Source organism: Parabacteroides chongii, from assembly GCF_029581355.1.
GTDB classification, from domain to species: Bacteria; Bacteroidota; Bacteroidia; order Bacteroidales; family Tannerellaceae; genus Parabacteroides; species Parabacteroides chongii.
This window is the reverse complement of the sequence record NZ_CP120849.1, coordinates 2939828-2955651: the sequence shown is the minus strand read 5'-3', so window position 1 is coordinate 2955651 and position 15824 is coordinate 2939828. Positions and strand designations below refer to the sequence as shown.

Genomic DNA, 15824 nt, shown 5'->3' with positions numbered 1-15824 from the left:
TGAAAGAAAAGTAACCAAAAATTCAAGCCAAAAGTAGGTTCAATATTTTCTAACAACGAAGCCCCGGCGGAATGAACCGTCGGGGCTTGTTTTTGTCTGTCTTTGCTCTTCACAGAGATCGAACAGAAGAACTTTATTTCATTACTTTAGTATTAATATCTACCGCTTGTTCGCCTGTCACAGGCTAATTGGTTCTTTGTGCGTTGCATGCAATATGAACCGCGCGGTAAACAATTTAGAATTATTTGATTTTAATAATTACTTATTTTACGATTGCTTTTACAGCTGCTTCGCCTTCTACTGCAACAAATACAACACCTGCAGGAACCGCAATAGTTGCTTCACTGGAAGAAATCACTGTGTTAGCAATTGTCTGACCGAGAAGGTTACTGATAGCAACTTTCTTGCCTGCTGCGTTTTTCACAACAACAGCACCCGAAACAGCTGTTACAGAAACTGTCTCTGCAGAGATAGCAGGCTCATTGGCTGTCGGATTTTCAGCAGTCTTTTCTACGTTAAAGATTTCTGCCTCATTAGCCGCATCAGCAAATGCTGCATAGGAAATTACAGGAACACCGTTCTGGATCTTCACCCAACCACCCTGCATCGGAGCGATCATATTATTATCAGTTTCTGCCGATTCGATCAAGAAGTTATCAGAACCTTCTTCCAACAGACGGAAAGAGAATACTACGTTCTTATGAAGGTTATTATCCAAACGAACTTTTGTCGCTTTCAATGTAGAGAAGTCTACAGGATCTGCTAAAGCCGATTCCTCACCATTCAGAATATACAAGGTATCTTCTTTATGGATAGCTTCTACAAATGCCAGACGAACCTGATTGTTCCAAATATAATCAGCATCACGTATAGCATCCAAATAGTTTCCGTCAACCTTAGCAGAATCAACGGCGTTGATCAGATAGCGACCTCTTACGTAACCATCAGTACCTGGAGTTGCATGTGAACAAGTCCATTTATCAAGAGGATTACCATTCTGATCGAATCCGTGATTATGTTCTAACGGACATGGAACAGGATCAACACCCGGAACAACATGTACACCTACAGCCAGCATATATTGAGGTTTGATATAACCTGTACCACGCTTTACATAAGCAGTATCTACATAGATAGCACGTTTCGCATCCGGATACTGAATGTTATTATTAATACCCAAGAAATTAATTTCTTTACCTTCAGAATATACGCTGTGAGCATCTTCAAACAACATGTCTGCAGAATTGTTTACACGGAAGAACTTCACTGTATCAGGATCATCAGAAGCGATCTCACCTTCTTTGGTTGTATTAAATCTCCTGTACAAAGGAGCGTCGTCTACTTCTACAGAGAAAGCTGAAGTACGAGATTCCGTCATGATCTGATTCTTCATCCATAAATTGTTGTCATCTGTACCGACTTTAGTCGTATCTGCACCAGTTTTAATGAATGCATAAAACAATGTCTCAACATCGTCGATCGCTTTCTCGTTATTGGCTTTCATTAAGAATGTTACCGGAGCAACTTTCTCAGAAACAGCAAAACGACCTTCTTTATCCAAAACTACACTGTCAGCTTTAGCACCAAAGATAAGTTTAGCATTACGGATCTTCAATGTATAGACTTTACGATACAGTGGTTTCAAGTCAGTAACTGCAGATGATGTATAACCATATACTTCATCTGTACCTTTCTGAGCCAGAGAAAATGCAGATTTAGCACCGACATACAAAATAGAATCGTTTTCCTCCGTATTTACACCAGCAAAATATTCATCAGAAAGTTCATGCAAATAACGGAACTTGTAACGAGTAACCATCAGATCCTGTGTATCCAAATATTTATAACCCAGCAAGCTATCCTGTTTAATTTCAGATGTTGCAGCAATGAAACCAGCCACATTTACAGTCTTAGAGACAGTCTTGTCATCTGTCAGTTCAGCATAAGAAGCTTCATCCGTATCCAGTTGAACATTTGTAAAGTACTTTATTGCCGTACCAAATTCACGGTTAGTAATAGTAATCTTTGAAGTGTTCGAATCTTTTCTTTGTTTTTCAACAACCCACTGGAATGATGGCATTGTCCAAACATTCACATTCTTTTCCAATGTAACCCACTGAACAGTAGAATCGCCATGGATCGGAGCTGCCAAATATTTACCATCTGTACTCTTAATCACATACAAATCACTGGGAACAGTAGTCTTAGTAGAAGTAGGAGCTTCACCACAAGTGCCAAATCCTAATTTAATATAAGTAGAAACAGAGTCAGTACCAACTGTCAACACTTTTGAGCTTACCAAATCCTGAACATATACATGTAAGCTATCACGGTTTGTAGACTCATAAGAATCAGCCCAGCTTTTGCCATCTTCTTTTACAAGACGAGCTCCTGCAACTGTGATAAATACGCTATCGGATGCCGGCGCATATTCGAATTTGAATGCATACTTATTTCCTTGGCTTGCAGCTTCGTCAGCAAGATAAGTAGCTGCTTTAGTTGTATCTGTCAACATCACAAACTTAACGCCAGTTGTATTATTATAGGCACTATCTACACGTAAATATTTACCTGTTGACTTGTTTGCAACAATCACATAATCCACAAGTGTATCTTTCACTGCAGTCAACTCATTTGCAAATACATTAGGATTAGCCGTCTGCTCAAAAGTCAATTTGAATGATGTTCCATTTGCATTTAAACCTAACATAGTATTCAATGCTGCAGCATTCAGAATTATACGAGACGGTTTCTTCAAAGTATACTTCGCTGCAATATCACCAACTTTGTCCGCACCATATTTCATAGCTACGAGATCATCACCAACTTGTTCCAATGCGATCACAGAATCTGCAGTAAAATAAGAATATAAAGGTTTGTCTTCTTCAATACCCTCAGCATAAGTAGAGGAGAAAGCCCAACCATTAACATCTGCTTCATCATTCACAACCAAAGGTGAAGATGCAGTTTCTTCAGCCAGATCTTTCAATGCTTCATCCATAAATACTTCCAATAGACGACCTTCCTTTTTATTGGTAAAATCGAATTTGGGATTTTGTCCTTGACTCTGGGCATCAATATTCACACACCACAATGTAGAAGCCAAATCTGCTGCAGCTACAGTAGCACTTTCCTTAAATACGAAGTTACCAGCAGCATCGATAGCCAAAACACTATCGCCCTTTGCAATCTGGTACAAACCGTCATTAGGTCCCACTTGCAACTTAATGTCAGAATTCACCGCAGCAGAGGCAACCGATGAAACCAACGCCAAGCCAGCTAATAAAGTAGAAAACTTTTTGTTCATAATCAATAAATTTAATATTAATAATAGTGTTATTAAAAGTCCTATTCTGAAGAAGCGTCTTAATGTTGTCAATTGTTAAATGACTAGTTTAAACGTCCCTTTTTTCTCGTCACTTTTTGGGAATTCGTTTTCTAAAGCGAGTATTTCGTACTAACTTTGCTATCCAATTGATAAGAAAGGATATAGGAAAAGAAAAATTATTCGGAAAAAGATTGGCGGTTAGAAAGAATGTTGTAATTTTGCTGACGAGAAAAAAGGGACGTTAAAATTAGTCACTCATTTTCAGCCTTCCAATATATAATATTCAAAGTCTACACAGCATTATACGCTCCCAAAAACAATCATTAAAATAAAACATATCCTTATATAATGTACGCGTGTGTACATTAATTTAATTAGTTACCTGGAAGAATAAAATCAAGAGAAACGGGAATAATCGCATTTTTTACATTCAAAAAGCCATTCTGAACACCAAATATTGGATAAAGAATAAATATTTATATCTTTGCATAAAAGGAGGATTTATGAAAGTCGATTATCAATCCATGTTAAGCCAAATAAAAGAGAATGTGTTGGAAGTCGAGCCTACGGCACAAGTTTGGTTATATGGTTCCCGTGCCAAAGGCAACGCACGGGAAGATTCCGATTGGGATATACTTGTCCTTTCATCCAAAGAGAAATTGTCCGTCAAGGAAGAAAGTCTATTCATCGACCATATATGCGACTTAATGGTCAAAACGGGACAGGCTATACAATTATTCGCCTATGGACTGAAAGACTGGCACACACGCCATTCCGTAACTCCATTCTATAACAGTGTTCAATCAGAGGCAATACAATTATGAATAATGAGAGGGAAGAAAATATGACTGCCTATATTCGTTATAGGCTAGAGAAGGCACAGGAAGTTTACCATGCAGCTCACATTCTTTATGAAGCACAACAATGGAACTCTGTTATCAATCGTTTATATTATGCTTGCTTTTATTCGGCTTCCGCCCTCTTATTGTATAAACGTATATCTGCAAAATCCCATTCCGGAGTTATAGGGCAGTTTTCCGAACAAATAGTACGCCCTGGCATTATTTCGATAGAAGAATTTAAAATATACGCTAAATTATTAAACTGGCGCTCGAAAGGAGACTACAACGATTTGTTTGATTTCTCAGAAGAAGATGTCCAGCCGATAATGGAACCGACAAAATGTTTTATCGACAAAATCGCTTCACTAATAGAACTTCCATAAAATCAAGAGAAACGGGAATAATCGCATTTTTTACATTCAAAAAGCCATTCTGAACACCCAATAAAAGAATAATTTGCGTTGATTTCTTGAAAATAAAAAGTCGAATAATTTAGGAAATGAAAACTAATCTTTATATTTGCATTGTTACTTGATGTTCGGTAACTCAAAACTTTTATACTATGAATAAGTGTATTAATCCTTCCCAGTATTATTGCTTCACTATTGGATATAGAATTGAAGCATGTAAAAAATCATTTCTTCGCTTTTCGAAAGAAAAACAATGTATTTATGCTAAGATGCAAAAGAATTTAGTGAATAACCTTTGATATATACACATAATAATCTAAATTTGTATGAAGAACGAAGACATGCTGAAGGAGCTTGGCAAATATTTTATTGATAAAAGAAACAAAATGGACGATAGACTTATAATTCAGCTTTTTCTAGTGGCTTGCTTGTCTATTGTATATTTTTGGGCAAGGCATAAATGGGGGAAAAAAGACTCCGAAGAAGATTGTAACGAGAAAAAATAGAATACCCTACTTTTGCTCCATAATAGTGCCCTTGTTAGCTCAGTCCTAACATACTGCACTCTAAAAAAGGATAATCGAAGCTCATCCCAAGTCGGATGGGCTTTGTTTCTTTTTAACTACCCAATGAAAGCATAAACCAAGATTTGCCCGTATCTTTGCAGCCGGTAAAACAAAAAAATAATCCGTATGTCAATCTCACGCTTTAATGCAGTGGAGAAAGCTTCCAACCGTAAGGCCGTAGAAGCCATCACTCCCAAACAGAAAGTATCCGAGTACTATGGCGAGAACGTATTTAACCGCAAGGCGATGCAAAAGTATCTCTCCAAGGAAACGTACAAAGCCCTGACCCACGCCATTGATAATGGAACACCTATCGACCGGGAAATAGCCAACCATGTAGCTGCCGGTATGCGTATGTGGGCACTGGAAAAAGGAGTAACCCATTACACACACTGGTTCCAACCGCTTACCGACGGAACAGCCGAAAAGCACGACGCTTTTGTAGAACACGACGGCAATGGCGGTATGATCGAAGAATTCAGCGGTAAACTGCTCGCCCAACAGGAACCGGACGCATCCAGCTTCCCCAACGGCGGACTGCGCAACACATTCGAAGCCCGCGGATATTCTGCCTGGGACCCCTCCTCTCCCGCATTTATTGTAGACGACACCTTGTGTATCCCGACTGTCTTTATCGCTTATACCGGTGAAGCACTCGACTACAAGACACCGCTTATCCGCTCGGTTGAAGCTCTGAACAAAGCAGCCAAAGAGGTCTGCAACTACTTCAACGAAGATGTTCATAAAGTGATCACTTACCTGGGCTGGGAACAGGAATATTTCCTGGTAGACGAAGAATTGTATTCGGCCCGTCCCGACCTGTCGCTGACAGAACGTACGCTGCTCGGACACGAAAGTGCCAAGAACCAGCAGTTGGACGACCATTATTTCGGTGCCATCCCTTCACGCGTACAGGAATTTATGAAAGACCTGGAAGTGGAATGTTACAAGCTGGGTATCCCGGTGAAGACCCGTCATAACGAGGTTGCCCCGAACCAGTTCGAGTTGGCTCCGATCTATGAAGAATGTAACCTGGCAAACGACCATAACCAGCTGTTGATGTCGGTCATGAAACGTGTTTCACGCCGTCATAATTTCCGCGTACTGCTTCACGAAAAGCCTTTTATGGGTGTGAACGGTTCGGGTAAGCATTGCAACTGGTCAATGGGGACCGATACGGGTATCAATCTGTTTTCGCCGGGTAAAGACCGCGAAGACAACCTGCGTTTTATCACGTTCGTGGTTAATACGCTGATGGCCGTTTATAAATATAATGCCTTACTGAAAGCAAGTATCGCTTCTGCTACCAACGCACACCGCCTGGGAGCCAATGAAGCGCCTCCTGCTATTATCTCTTCTTTCCTGGGAACGCAGATCAGCGAAGTACTGGATAAATTCGAGAACAGTTCGATCGAAGATGCGATCGAGGTAGACGACAAGAAACGTCTGAGCCTGGGTTTCGGACAGATACCGGAATTGCTACTGGATAATACCGACCGCAACCGTACCTCTCCGTTTGCTTTCACCGGAAACCGTTTCGAGTTCCGTGCACCGGGTTCTTCCGTGAACTGTGGCTCGGCTATGCTGGCTGTTAACTCGGCAGTCGCTCATCAGCTTCAACAGTTCAAGAAAGATGTAGAAGCACTTCAGGCTGCCGGAAAGAGTAAGGAAGTGGCTATCTTCGAAACACTGAAAGCATATATCAAAGAATCCAAACCGATCCGTTTCGACGGTAATGGTTACTGCGACGAATGGAAGGAAGAAGCTGCCCGCCGCGGACTGGATTGCGAAAACAGCGTTCCACTGCAATACGATGCTTACCTGAAACCGGAAGTGATCCGTATGTTCAAGGAAACAGGCGTATTGAATGAAAAGGAGCTGGAAGCCCGTAACGAAGTAAAATGGGAAATCTATATTAAGAAAGTACAGATCGAAGCCCGTGTATTGGGTGACCTGTCGATGAACCATATTATTCCGGTCGTATTGCATTACCAGTCTTTGCTGCTCAGCAATATCACCAAGCTGAAAGAGACATTCAGTCCGGATGAATACGAAGACTTGTCAGCCGAACCGCGCCGCCTGGTACGTAAGATTTCCAAACACGTGAATGCCGTAACACGCATGACGGACGAAATGATCGAAGCCCGTAAGAAGGCAAACGTCATCACCGACCTCCGCAGCAAGGCGATCGCTTATCATGATACGGTAGTTCCGTTCCTGGACGACATCCGCGAGCATATCGACGAACTGGAACTGATGGTGGATAACCAAATGTGGCCGTTGCCGAAATACAGGGAACTGTTGTTTATCCGGTAAGAAACAGATAAGTACGATTCTAAATACAATGTCCTGTGTAAAGAGCTTACACAGGACATTCTTTTTTTACACTGATCGGTTGTTAAAATCATTAAGTGCCTGATAAAACGCCTCGATATTCTCAGAGGGAATATGAGGGGGGACATCACAACCTGTCGATAAAACGAAATTCTTCCATTGGCTGGTATTCTTTAAGAGAGTCATCGTCTCTGCATATACTTGTTCAGAAGATGCCTGTTTGAAAAGTCCGACCGGGTCCAGGTTACCCATAACCAACCGGTCTTCCGGACAGTTAGCCAACGCATCTGCCATATCTATCTTATTGCCGAAATGAAGCCCGACAGCTCCCGACTGAACCATGGCTTCCGTACAATGCCCGGAGTTTCCGCAGTTATGCAGGATCACCATAAAGTTTTCATCCTGCACCGCATCCACGATCTGACGGACATAATCCGTCGAATACAAGATACAATCTTCGTTAGAGATCAGACCTGCCGCCGGTTCCGCCATGATCACACCGTGAACGCCTGTCTGTTTGATCGCACGGGTATAGTCGATCAGAAAACGGGTGCACTTTTCGAGCAAGACGGCTATATTCTCCGGTTCCACATACAGGGCAATCATCAATTCGGACAAACCGAACAAACGTCCTGCCAACGAAAACGGACCGATACAACCGGCAAAGACAGGTTTATCCTTTACCCGCTCAGCCGTCAGGCGGTTTGCTTTCAGGTATTCAGGCACACGTCCGGCATCCAGCGAGGGGATCTGCAAATTATCTATGGACTCTTTGTCGGATACCAACGGTTCCGTTACACTGGGTACTTCATCTTCCGGAAAAACTACTTTCGCCCCGAAAGCTTCGGCCTCTACCGTCAAATCCATGATGACCGTCGGGGCTGCCGCCGGATATTGCTCGTTCAACCGGCAGATAGCCTCTGCATGTACTTCACCGCTGGTAACTGCATCTTTCACTGTTTTACCGCATAGTTCGATACCGGGATGCGTCATGATAGGAACGGCCCTTCTCTCCTGCCGGCTCATTGTTTCCTGTAACCATTTCTGTATTTCCATTATTTCTTCAATCTTTTTCGTTTATAACAGGTTTCTAACTCACAAAACTGACAACCATACTTTTTCTCATCCACTTCAGGTCCGATACCGATCACGCCACTGATAGACTTAATCGGCGTCATCAAACAAACCTCAGACAAACTGATGCCGCAAGGATGCTCGCCCATCAACCGGAAGAGGGTCTTCTGACCGGACAGATGCCAACCGCAATAACCCGGACTCATACGGTTGGTATGCCGTTCGCCGCCCAGCTCTTTTTCGAGTAATCGCTCCATGTAATCTCCGGCCTTTTCGGCAATGCAACTTCCGATTACATCGGCTATAAAACATTTCAGAATATCGCCTTCCGCCTTCAAACGATCTTGATAAGCTTGAAAAGCAGCACCAGCCGTGGCCGCAAAAAGAACAAAACGTTGAGAGCTCTTCATTAGGGTAGCGATGGTAGCCCCTACCTGCAAGCGTTCACCGCCGTTTATTACGACCTCCTCACCTTCTATCTGTCCGCCAAACAGACCGAATGTACAACGCGGCTTTACCCAAGAGGATATATCTTCCAGCATGGAGACAACTAATGTCTCCACAGGTTCTTCCGGTTGTTGCGTCTTGCTGTATCCCATCTCCACGAACAACTCGTGTGGCGTCAGGGACAGCTGACCGAAATCCAACTCGTACTCCTGCATACGATCAGGCGGATAATAAGGATTTAGCAAGCGTTACGGCGGCATTGGCATTGTCGCTATAACCGTCTGCTCCGATCTGACGGGCAAAGGATTCAGAAACCGGTGCACCGCCTACCATGACTTTCACCTGACTACGAAGACCGTTTTCTTCCAGGGCTTTGATAACCTCCTGCATATAGTTCATCGTCGTAGTCAACAGCGCTGAAAGGCAAAGTATCTGAGCCTGGTTTTCTTTCAAAGCATTGATGAACTTTTCCGAAGAAATATCGGTACCCAGGTTGATCACCTCGAATCCGCAACCTTCGAGCATGGAAGCTACCAGGTTCTTTCCGATATCATGCAAATCACCTTTCACCGTTCCTATCACCACTTTTCCCAAACTATGGGAAGCAGCACCTTTCATTTGCGGTTTCAGCAGGTCGAGCGCACCTTTCATGGCACGAGCTGCCATTAATAGTTCAGGGACAAAGGCTTTTCCTTCCTCAAAACGTTTACCGATGTCTTCCATGGCCCGCGACATATAGTTATTAATGATCAAATGCGGGTCGATATTCTCTGCGATAGCCTCGTTGGTTACCTCCTTGGCTACATTCAGTTTTCCTGTCAAAATAGCTTCATACAATTTATCTAAATCTGCCATAACTTATTCTTCTTTTAGTATTTAACTTCGTAACTCACGCAATGTCTCTATCATTGCCACTACATTCCGTACCGGTGCGTTGGCCTGTATATTATGGACGGCATTAAAGACGAAACCGCCGTCTGCCCCCAGTATCTCACATTCCTGCATGACGTGGCTCCGCACCTCTTCGGGTGTTGCATTCGGCAGGATACGTTGCGTGTCGATGCCTCCGCCCCAAAAAGTAAACTGGTCGCCAAACTCTTTCTTCAAAACGCGCGGATCCATATCCTTGGCATTGATCTGTACAGGGTTGAGAATGTCGAAACCAGCCTCCACCAATCCTGGGAGAATAGGAAGGACAGCCCCGCAAGTATGTTTGAATACCTTCCAGGTAGTATTCGCGTGAATCCAGTCATTCATCCGTTTATAGTGAGGGAGCCACAACTCGCGGAAGGTATCGAGGGAGCAGAATTGAGAATCCTGTGTACCGAAATCGGTTCCGCAGGTAAAGACTACATCGACTTTTTCACCCACTGCATCCCAAAGGCGCTGATAATTTGCTATCGCGATATCGGTCTGCTTTTCAAAGACGGTTTGTACATAGTCACGGCGCATGGAGGTAGACATATACCATTCCGCCACATTCCGGATTCCTTTCGGATCTTTCAGTCCCATGCCCGGAACGAAAGCAATATCGCCCAGTGCCGTACCTCCGAAGCTGGCTACGACCGCTTTTCCCGTGGCAGCAGCCTTTTCGACTGCCTCCTTATAATACTGAAGATCTTCTTCTGAAATAGGACCGAATTCTTCCAGGTTATCTTCCGGCTGAATCGCATCATCGTCGACATACTCCTGCCGTTCGGTTGCATTGATAAAATAACAGTCAGCCGGCATCACGGCACTGGGGGGATAAGAACGGTCGCCACCCGCATAGATATGCACGTCTCCCTCTGCATCGGTCGTCAGGTCGATACCGGAGGCGATCATCACTTTCTGTCCCCAGGGGGTTATTTGTTCGTGAAGTTGAGTTTCATCGATGTCGAACATATCCTTCCGCCCGAAAACAGGGACACAATCTACGCCGATAATCTCCTGCAGGTCACTCTCGATCTCTCCCAGCATCTGGAAAGGTTCGATGACGCGGACAGGATGCGGGTCCAATCCATAATGTTGCCGCAAAGCCTCCACGACCTTGCAATGGATACCGGTAACTGAAGTTGCTCCGAAGTCGACCGGTACGCAATCGGGCATACGATGGGCTAGTGCGCTTTGCACACGCTGTTTAGATGTCATGTTCAATAATAATTTTAGATTACCATACTTTTATTCTGATCTCACCGTCTTTGATGGACTCCAAAGGCCCCGGTTTGGGCTGGTTTCCACGTGCATTCCCCAGATAGTCGGTCGCTATTTCAATCGGGCTGCCGTCAGGTTGCTCATAGGCTTGTCTAGGGAGTTTAGCTTTTCCCAGTCTCTCCGTATTGACACGGCTGGTCTGCAAATCGCTCAAACCTTTTACGGATAAAGACAGATAAACGCCGTCAGCCGTTTCTTCGATCTTCACATTCGGGTTGAAGTCGGGAAGCACAACGCTATTCTTTTCACCTTCGAAAGGTAAGGCTTTGTTGTAATAAACATTACCTTCAACCATCATCGGATAAACCGTTTTGTTATAGTCTGCCAAACCGTATTTCCGCTTATTCTCTCCTTCTGTCACCGGATTCGTCGTAGCAAAGAGGTTATTGATATAACGGTCGTCCCCACCGGGGATAATGGACAGGCCGGCAACCTCCGTCGAATGAGGTAAGAAGTAAGGTGTGTACCGTCCATGTTCTACGTAGCGGTAGATATCTCCGGCGATCAGGTTGTGAACGTAAGCACCTCCCTGGGATTGTTCCAGGATGCCCCGGCGTGAAGCGAAGATATTATTGTCGACCAGGAACGGGCCGTGGTTTACTTCCAGGAAGATATCTTCCAAATCATTATCATAAAACAGGTTTCCGGAAACCCGCGTTCCCTGTGTCATCCAATCCAGCCAAAGGGAACGGCCTGCGTTATGGATACGATTATGGATAATACGGGTATCTACTGCGGCATGAAACTTTATTCCTCCGATTTCGGCACCGGTAAACTGGCGTTTCACCCAGATATCGTGGATATGATTGTTTTCGATCAGACTGAAAGCGGCTCCCATACTTCCACAGATACCGGTTTGTTCACAATGGGATATCTCATTGTTACGGACGATATGCGAACCGATGTTCTCTTTATTCCAGCCATTCCGGATCGTATTGAACGTGACTTCGATATAATGCAGAGAACCGTCGAGACTCGTATCGTTCAGCCAGACGTTATGTCCGGTTTTACGTTCCTTTCCCAATGTAATACCTGAACATTTGGAGTTACTGATCACATTATTCTCGATGATCCAACCTTTATTCCAGTGAGTAGCTACCATACCGATCTGCTCTGCTGTGGGAGCACCCCATTGGGTAGCAGCCTGGCTGATGTTAAAACCTTGGATAGTCAGGTAGTCGATACCCGGTTTCTCCGGATAGAAGCAGGTATTGCGGGTACTTATTTCCACTAGTTCCTTATTCGGGTCGTATTTATGGAAATTCGCCCAGATGATCGTATTCACACCATCATTCTCGCAATACCAGGTGTAGGTGGAACCTTCCTTGTCTTTGCTCTTTTCATTCGGGACCGGATGCAACACCTTGTCCAGTGTTTCTTTCTCATAAAGCGATTTGTTGTTCAGGAACACTTCACCGGTATGATGTTCACGTCCTATACCGTCAAACCAGTCGCCATAGATCAAGTCGGTATAGGGATTATAATCACCAAAGAACGTATTCGGTATCGTTACTTTCCAAACACCGTCTTTCTCTTTCGTCCAGTTGGAGATTCTTTCTGAGCCTTTTATCTCAACCTTTTCTCCCGGGGCCGCACGATAGACAATCCGCTTCTCGTCGCTTTCGCCACCTCTCGGAGGATTGATCCATTCACGATATGTACCGGCATGTACGGTAATTATATCTCCCGGGAAGGCATATTCTGCAGCTTTTCCTATTGTCCGGAAAGGAGCTTTTTCGGTTCCTTCATTCGCATCGTTTCCTTTGACGGAGACGTGATATTCTTTCGCCTGCACTGCCGCACAGCATATCAGAAATAGTATAAAAAGTAACTGCTTTCTCTTCATGGTATTTCGATTGTTATTGTAACATCAATTATAAGAACAATGCAAATATAGAGGGTCCTTTTCCGATATAAAATAGCAAAAAGTTGCCTATTTTGTGGATTATTATTGCTAATTATACACATCTGACAAAAGATGACGATTTCATCGCACTAACACTATAATGCTAGCCATAGTAGCACTATAGAGCTGAATAGGTAGGACTATAGTGCTAATGGTAGGAACACTATAGTCCTAATACTTATTATTCTCCAATAAGAGAAACTTGTCCTGAAGCCGTTTCCAATCCGGTATTTTCCATTTGTATCTGTAGCTCTACACCGTTATTCCCACGAATATCATCCGATAAGGTTACCGGATAAACGATTCTCAATTTATCTCCGTGCAGGATTTCTTCTGAAGTATCGTCTATCAGCACTTTTCCATCTGCGACCAGTTTCAAACGGGAACAAACGACCGAACTTTTCCCGGCTTTCTTTTCTATTCGAACAGCCGATAGTTTATCCAGCCTGTCTGCCGGAATCTGAAATGATATGATTTCTGTCTTTTTAGCACCTACCGTCCATGATCCCAACTGACCTTTTTTCCCATCAGGTATTAAAGAAGGAGTTATAAATGCAGCATAATCAACCAGTGAACGGGCTGTATTTACGATGTCGGCAGGAGGTGTCTGCGGAGAACAACCATCCGATTCAACCCAGGTCTTCTCCCATTCAGCAAAGTTAAAACGAGTACCTGTTTTTCTGCTTGCGAAATAATGTTTCCAACGCGGCAAATAATAGTCACGGATCAAACCGGACCAGACACGGGCGGAGTAATCATCTACCGGAGGTCCCCAGATCGTGACGATACGTTTCGCATTTCTTTCATATTGTTTATGTTGTTCAGGAGTCGCCGCTTGTTTGTGGGCGAAGTCGATCCAACGCTCCAAACGTAATGTAGGATGAGCAGATAGCAGAACATCCATTCCCTTCAGTATATATTCAAAATCCTTTTCAAACTTTGCGGCACGCACCGTATCTCCTATTTCATATTGCCAATCTATTGCCTTCACCAACAATTCAGCCTTTCCTCCCAGGTAAAGGGCTGTAAACTCCGAAAGGTCAGCCAAATAAAGAGGGTTATCTTTCAGCTGACCAGAAGCACTGACAAAAGATTCCAATGCCTTGAAAAACGATTCACTTATATTGATTGAACCGTTCCGAACTGTCCCCGGACGCAACTGCCAATTGTAACGAGGATGGTCGGTAAATGTCCCATAAACAGATTCTAACAACGCATCCCAACATTTACGAACGGCTGTCGGATAGCCTCCATAACGGTTATAAGAATACTCCTTCAACCATTCATGAATATTAATCTCTTTATCCGACCAGCCTGCATCGGACAATAATTCATAGATGACTTCATTGTTTTCTATTCCTTCAGGTGCCATTCCATGTGCTACCAAACGCCCTTTATTTGGAGAAGACAAGGCTTCCAAATGACCGTTTGCATAAAAGTCCAATACTCCGGTCATACCGGTTTTTCCTCCCATATTCGGAATGACACTATATACCCAAGGCTTGTTATAGAAACCTTTATAGAACTCCCAGTTCACTTCCGATTTCCAAAAATGCTTATTATAATCTACTGCTAAATCCAACAAAAGCATTTTGTTATCCGGAACTTTAGAAACCAAAGCTCCTAACGTTTCATAATCCCAAATATCCCTTTGGTAACCAAACATCCAACCCTGCATCGTCCAAACCGCATTCGGATTACCTTTGCGAATAGACTGATACACTTTGTCGCCGTAAGAGGCAAGCAGTTCGTAACGCTCTTTAGAGCCTTTAGCCGGGAAAGGAATATCCATCTCGTTAAAGCTGTCCACCAGGTAGTGTTCATTAGCTCCAAATTCTTTTTCCCATTCACGAATAAAGGCTGTTCCGATCTGAGAGAACAAAGGTTCTTCCGGAGAGATCATCCAGTTACAGAAAGCACCTCCCCAATGCGTCTGGATAATTTCCAGATCAGGATAGATACGTTTAAAGGCTTCCGGTATAAAACCCGGGAAACCGGGACAAATGGGTTTCATACCCAACTCTTTCATCCGTTTTAATATTTTGTGCTGCAAAGCGATTTGCTGACGATGCCAGTCCTCATTCAACGGACCGTCAATACCACTTATATTCCCCATCCGCATCCAGGGTAAATGAGCCGGACCTACAAAATAATGATTTATCTCATCATCCGTCAGTCCCATCTTTTTCCATACACGGGCTAAGATCGCTTCATAACCAACCAACGCCAAGGGCATATCAATACCATGCAATGCCATCCAATCTATCTCTTTCTCCCAACGTGCCCAGTCCCAGTAAGGCATGGAATATCCATAAACTACCACATTACACATAAAATGGTTTTCAAAAGGAGAAACGACTCGTTTCAAGGGACTCTCTTTCAGCTCCTCAGGAAATCGAACATTATTTCCGGACCAACTATAAATACCGGACCGGTTACTTTTAATAAAATCATAAAAGCCCCGACACAAGGCAACCGGGCTACTTCCCTCAACCATCAGCGTACCCTTATCCACCTTATATTGGAAATAAGTACTCCCCTCCGCTTTCTCTTTATTCGGCTTCAAAGAGAACTTAACCGGTAACCCGGATTGACCGGATACCCGTTCAATCACTTCATAAGCAGCTTCTGTCTTTTGTTTTTGGGCTGACAAAGGTTGGCTTCCGAGAAACAACAGGCTGCTGATTACAAATAACAAAATCTTTTTCATTGCTTTATAAATTG

11 protein-coding genes are annotated in these 15824 nt (G+C 43.6%); 4 read left to right on the top strand and 7 right to left on the bottom strand.

Annotated elements, in window-relative coordinates; all coding sequences use genetic code 11:
* Positions 1-262 precede the first annotated feature (262 nt).
* A complete protein-coding gene (locus tag P3L47_RS10865) occupies positions 263-3307 on the bottom strand; it encodes a DUF6383 domain-containing protein (RefSeq protein ID WP_277783640.1) in 3045 nt (1014 codons plus the stop codon).
* Positions 3308-3831: 524 nt separating this feature from the next.
* Here P3L47_RS10865 and P3L47_RS10860 point away from each other — a divergent pair.
* The 4 genes from P3L47_RS10860 (at position 3832) to P3L47_RS10845 (ending at position 7462) form a co-directional block, all read left to right on the top strand.
* Positions 3832-4152, top strand: coding sequence for a nucleotidyltransferase domain-containing protein (locus P3L47_RS10860; protein WP_277783639.1), 321 nt, complete (start codon positions 3832-3834; stop codon positions 4150-4152).
* A complete protein-coding gene (locus tag P3L47_RS10855; protein ID WP_277783638.1) occupies positions 4149-4553 on the top strand; it encodes a HEPN domain-containing protein in 405 nt (134 codons plus the stop codon). Before P3L47_RS10860 ends, P3L47_RS10855 begins: the two co-directional genes overlap by 4 nt.
* A 353-nt stretch (positions 4554-4906) precedes the next feature.
* Positions 4907-5086: a hypothetical protein gene (locus tag P3L47_RS10850; RefSeq protein WP_122360937.1), complete on the top strand. Its 180-nt coding sequence runs from the start codon at positions 4907-4909 to the stop codon at positions 5084-5086.
* 186 nt (positions 5087-5272) lie between these two features.
* The gene (locus P3L47_RS10845; RefSeq protein ID WP_277783637.1) at positions 5273-7462 is read left to right on the top strand and encodes a glutamine synthetase III family protein; all 2190 of its coding nucleotides are present in this window, start codon (positions 5273-5275) and stop codon (positions 7460-7462) included.
* 66 nt (positions 7463-7528) lie between these two features.
* Here P3L47_RS10845 and P3L47_RS10840 read toward each other — a convergent pair whose 3' ends face one another.
* From P3L47_RS10840 to P3L47_RS10815, 6 genes are all read right to left on the bottom strand, one after another.
* On the bottom strand, positions 7529-8536 hold the full coding sequence (locus P3L47_RS10840) for a uroporphyrinogen decarboxylase family protein (RefSeq protein WP_277783636.1): 1008 nt from the start codon (positions 8534-8536) through the stop codon (positions 7529-7531).
* Positions 8536-9216, bottom strand: a complete 681-nt coding sequence (locus tag P3L47_RS10835) for a vitamin B12 dependent-methionine synthase activation domain-containing protein (protein ID WP_277783635.1) — start codon at positions 9214-9216, stop codon at positions 8536-8538. The genes P3L47_RS10840 and P3L47_RS10835 overlap by 1 nt, the downstream gene beginning before the upstream one ends.
* A 4-nt stretch (positions 9217-9220) precedes the next feature.
* Positions 9221-9856, bottom strand: coding sequence for a corrinoid protein (locus tag P3L47_RS10830; protein WP_075556200.1), 636 nt, complete (start codon positions 9854-9856; stop codon positions 9221-9223).
* Positions 9857-9877: 21 nt separating this feature from the next.
* Entirely contained in the window at positions 9878-11131 is a 1254-nt protein-coding gene (locus P3L47_RS10825; RefSeq protein ID WP_277783634.1) for a uroporphyrinogen decarboxylase family protein, read from the bottom strand.
* 19 nt (positions 11132-11150) lie between these two features.
* Positions 11151-13040 (bottom strand): right-handed parallel beta-helix repeat-containing protein, encoded by a 1890-nt coding sequence (locus tag P3L47_RS10820; protein WP_277783633.1) that lies wholly within the window; start codon positions 13038-13040, stop codon positions 11151-11153.
* Positions 13041-13281: 241 nt separating this feature from the next.
* Positions 13282-15810: an alpha-N-acetylglucosaminidase gene (locus tag P3L47_RS10815; protein ID WP_277783632.1), complete on the bottom strand. Its 2529-nt coding sequence runs from the start codon at positions 15808-15810 to the stop codon at positions 13282-13284.
* Between the last annotated feature and the right edge of the window lie 14 nt (positions 15811-15824).

Bases quoted from the DNA above. Each gene is read 5' to 3' on its own strand.
- P3L47_RS10850 (WP_122360937.1), top strand. From the start codon at position 4,907: ATGAAGAACGAAGACATGCTGAAGGAGCTTGGCAAATATTTTATTGAT.
- P3L47_RS10825 (WP_277783634.1), bottom strand. From the start codon at position 11,131: ATGACATCTAAACAGCGTGTGCAAAGCGCACTAGCCCATCGTATGCCC.
- P3L47_RS10845 (WP_277783637.1), top strand. From the start codon at position 5,273: ATGTCAATCTCACGCTTTAATGCAGTGGAGAAAGCTTCCAACCGTAAG.
- P3L47_RS10840 (WP_277783636.1), bottom strand. From the start codon at position 8,536: ATGGAAATACAGAAATGGTTACAGGAAACAATGAGCCGGCAGGAGAGA.
- P3L47_RS10820 (WP_277783633.1), bottom strand. From the start codon at position 13,040: ATGAAGAGAAAGCAGTTACTTTTTATACTATTTCTGATATGCTGTGCG.
- P3L47_RS10815 (WP_277783632.1), bottom strand. From the start codon at position 15,810: ATGAAAAAGATTTTGTTATTTGTAATCAGCAGCCTGTTGTTTCTCGGA.
- P3L47_RS10860 (WP_277783639.1), top strand. From the start codon at position 3,832: ATGAAAGTCGATTATCAATCCATGTTAAGCCAAATAAAAGAGAATGTG.
- P3L47_RS10865 (WP_277783640.1), bottom strand. From the start codon at position 3,307: ATGAACAAAAAGTTTTCTACTTTATTAGCTGGCTTGGCGTTGGTTTCA.
- P3L47_RS10830 (WP_075556200.1), bottom strand. From the start codon at position 9,856: ATGGCAGATTTAGATAAATTGTATGAAGCTATTTTGACAGGAAAACTG.
- P3L47_RS10855 (WP_277783638.1), top strand. From the start codon at position 4,149: ATGAATAATGAGAGGGAAGAAAATATGACTGCCTATATTCGTTATAGG.
- P3L47_RS10835 (WP_277783635.1), bottom strand. From the start codon at position 9,216: ATGCAGGAGTACGAGTTGGATTTCGGTCAGCTGTCCCTGACGCCACAC.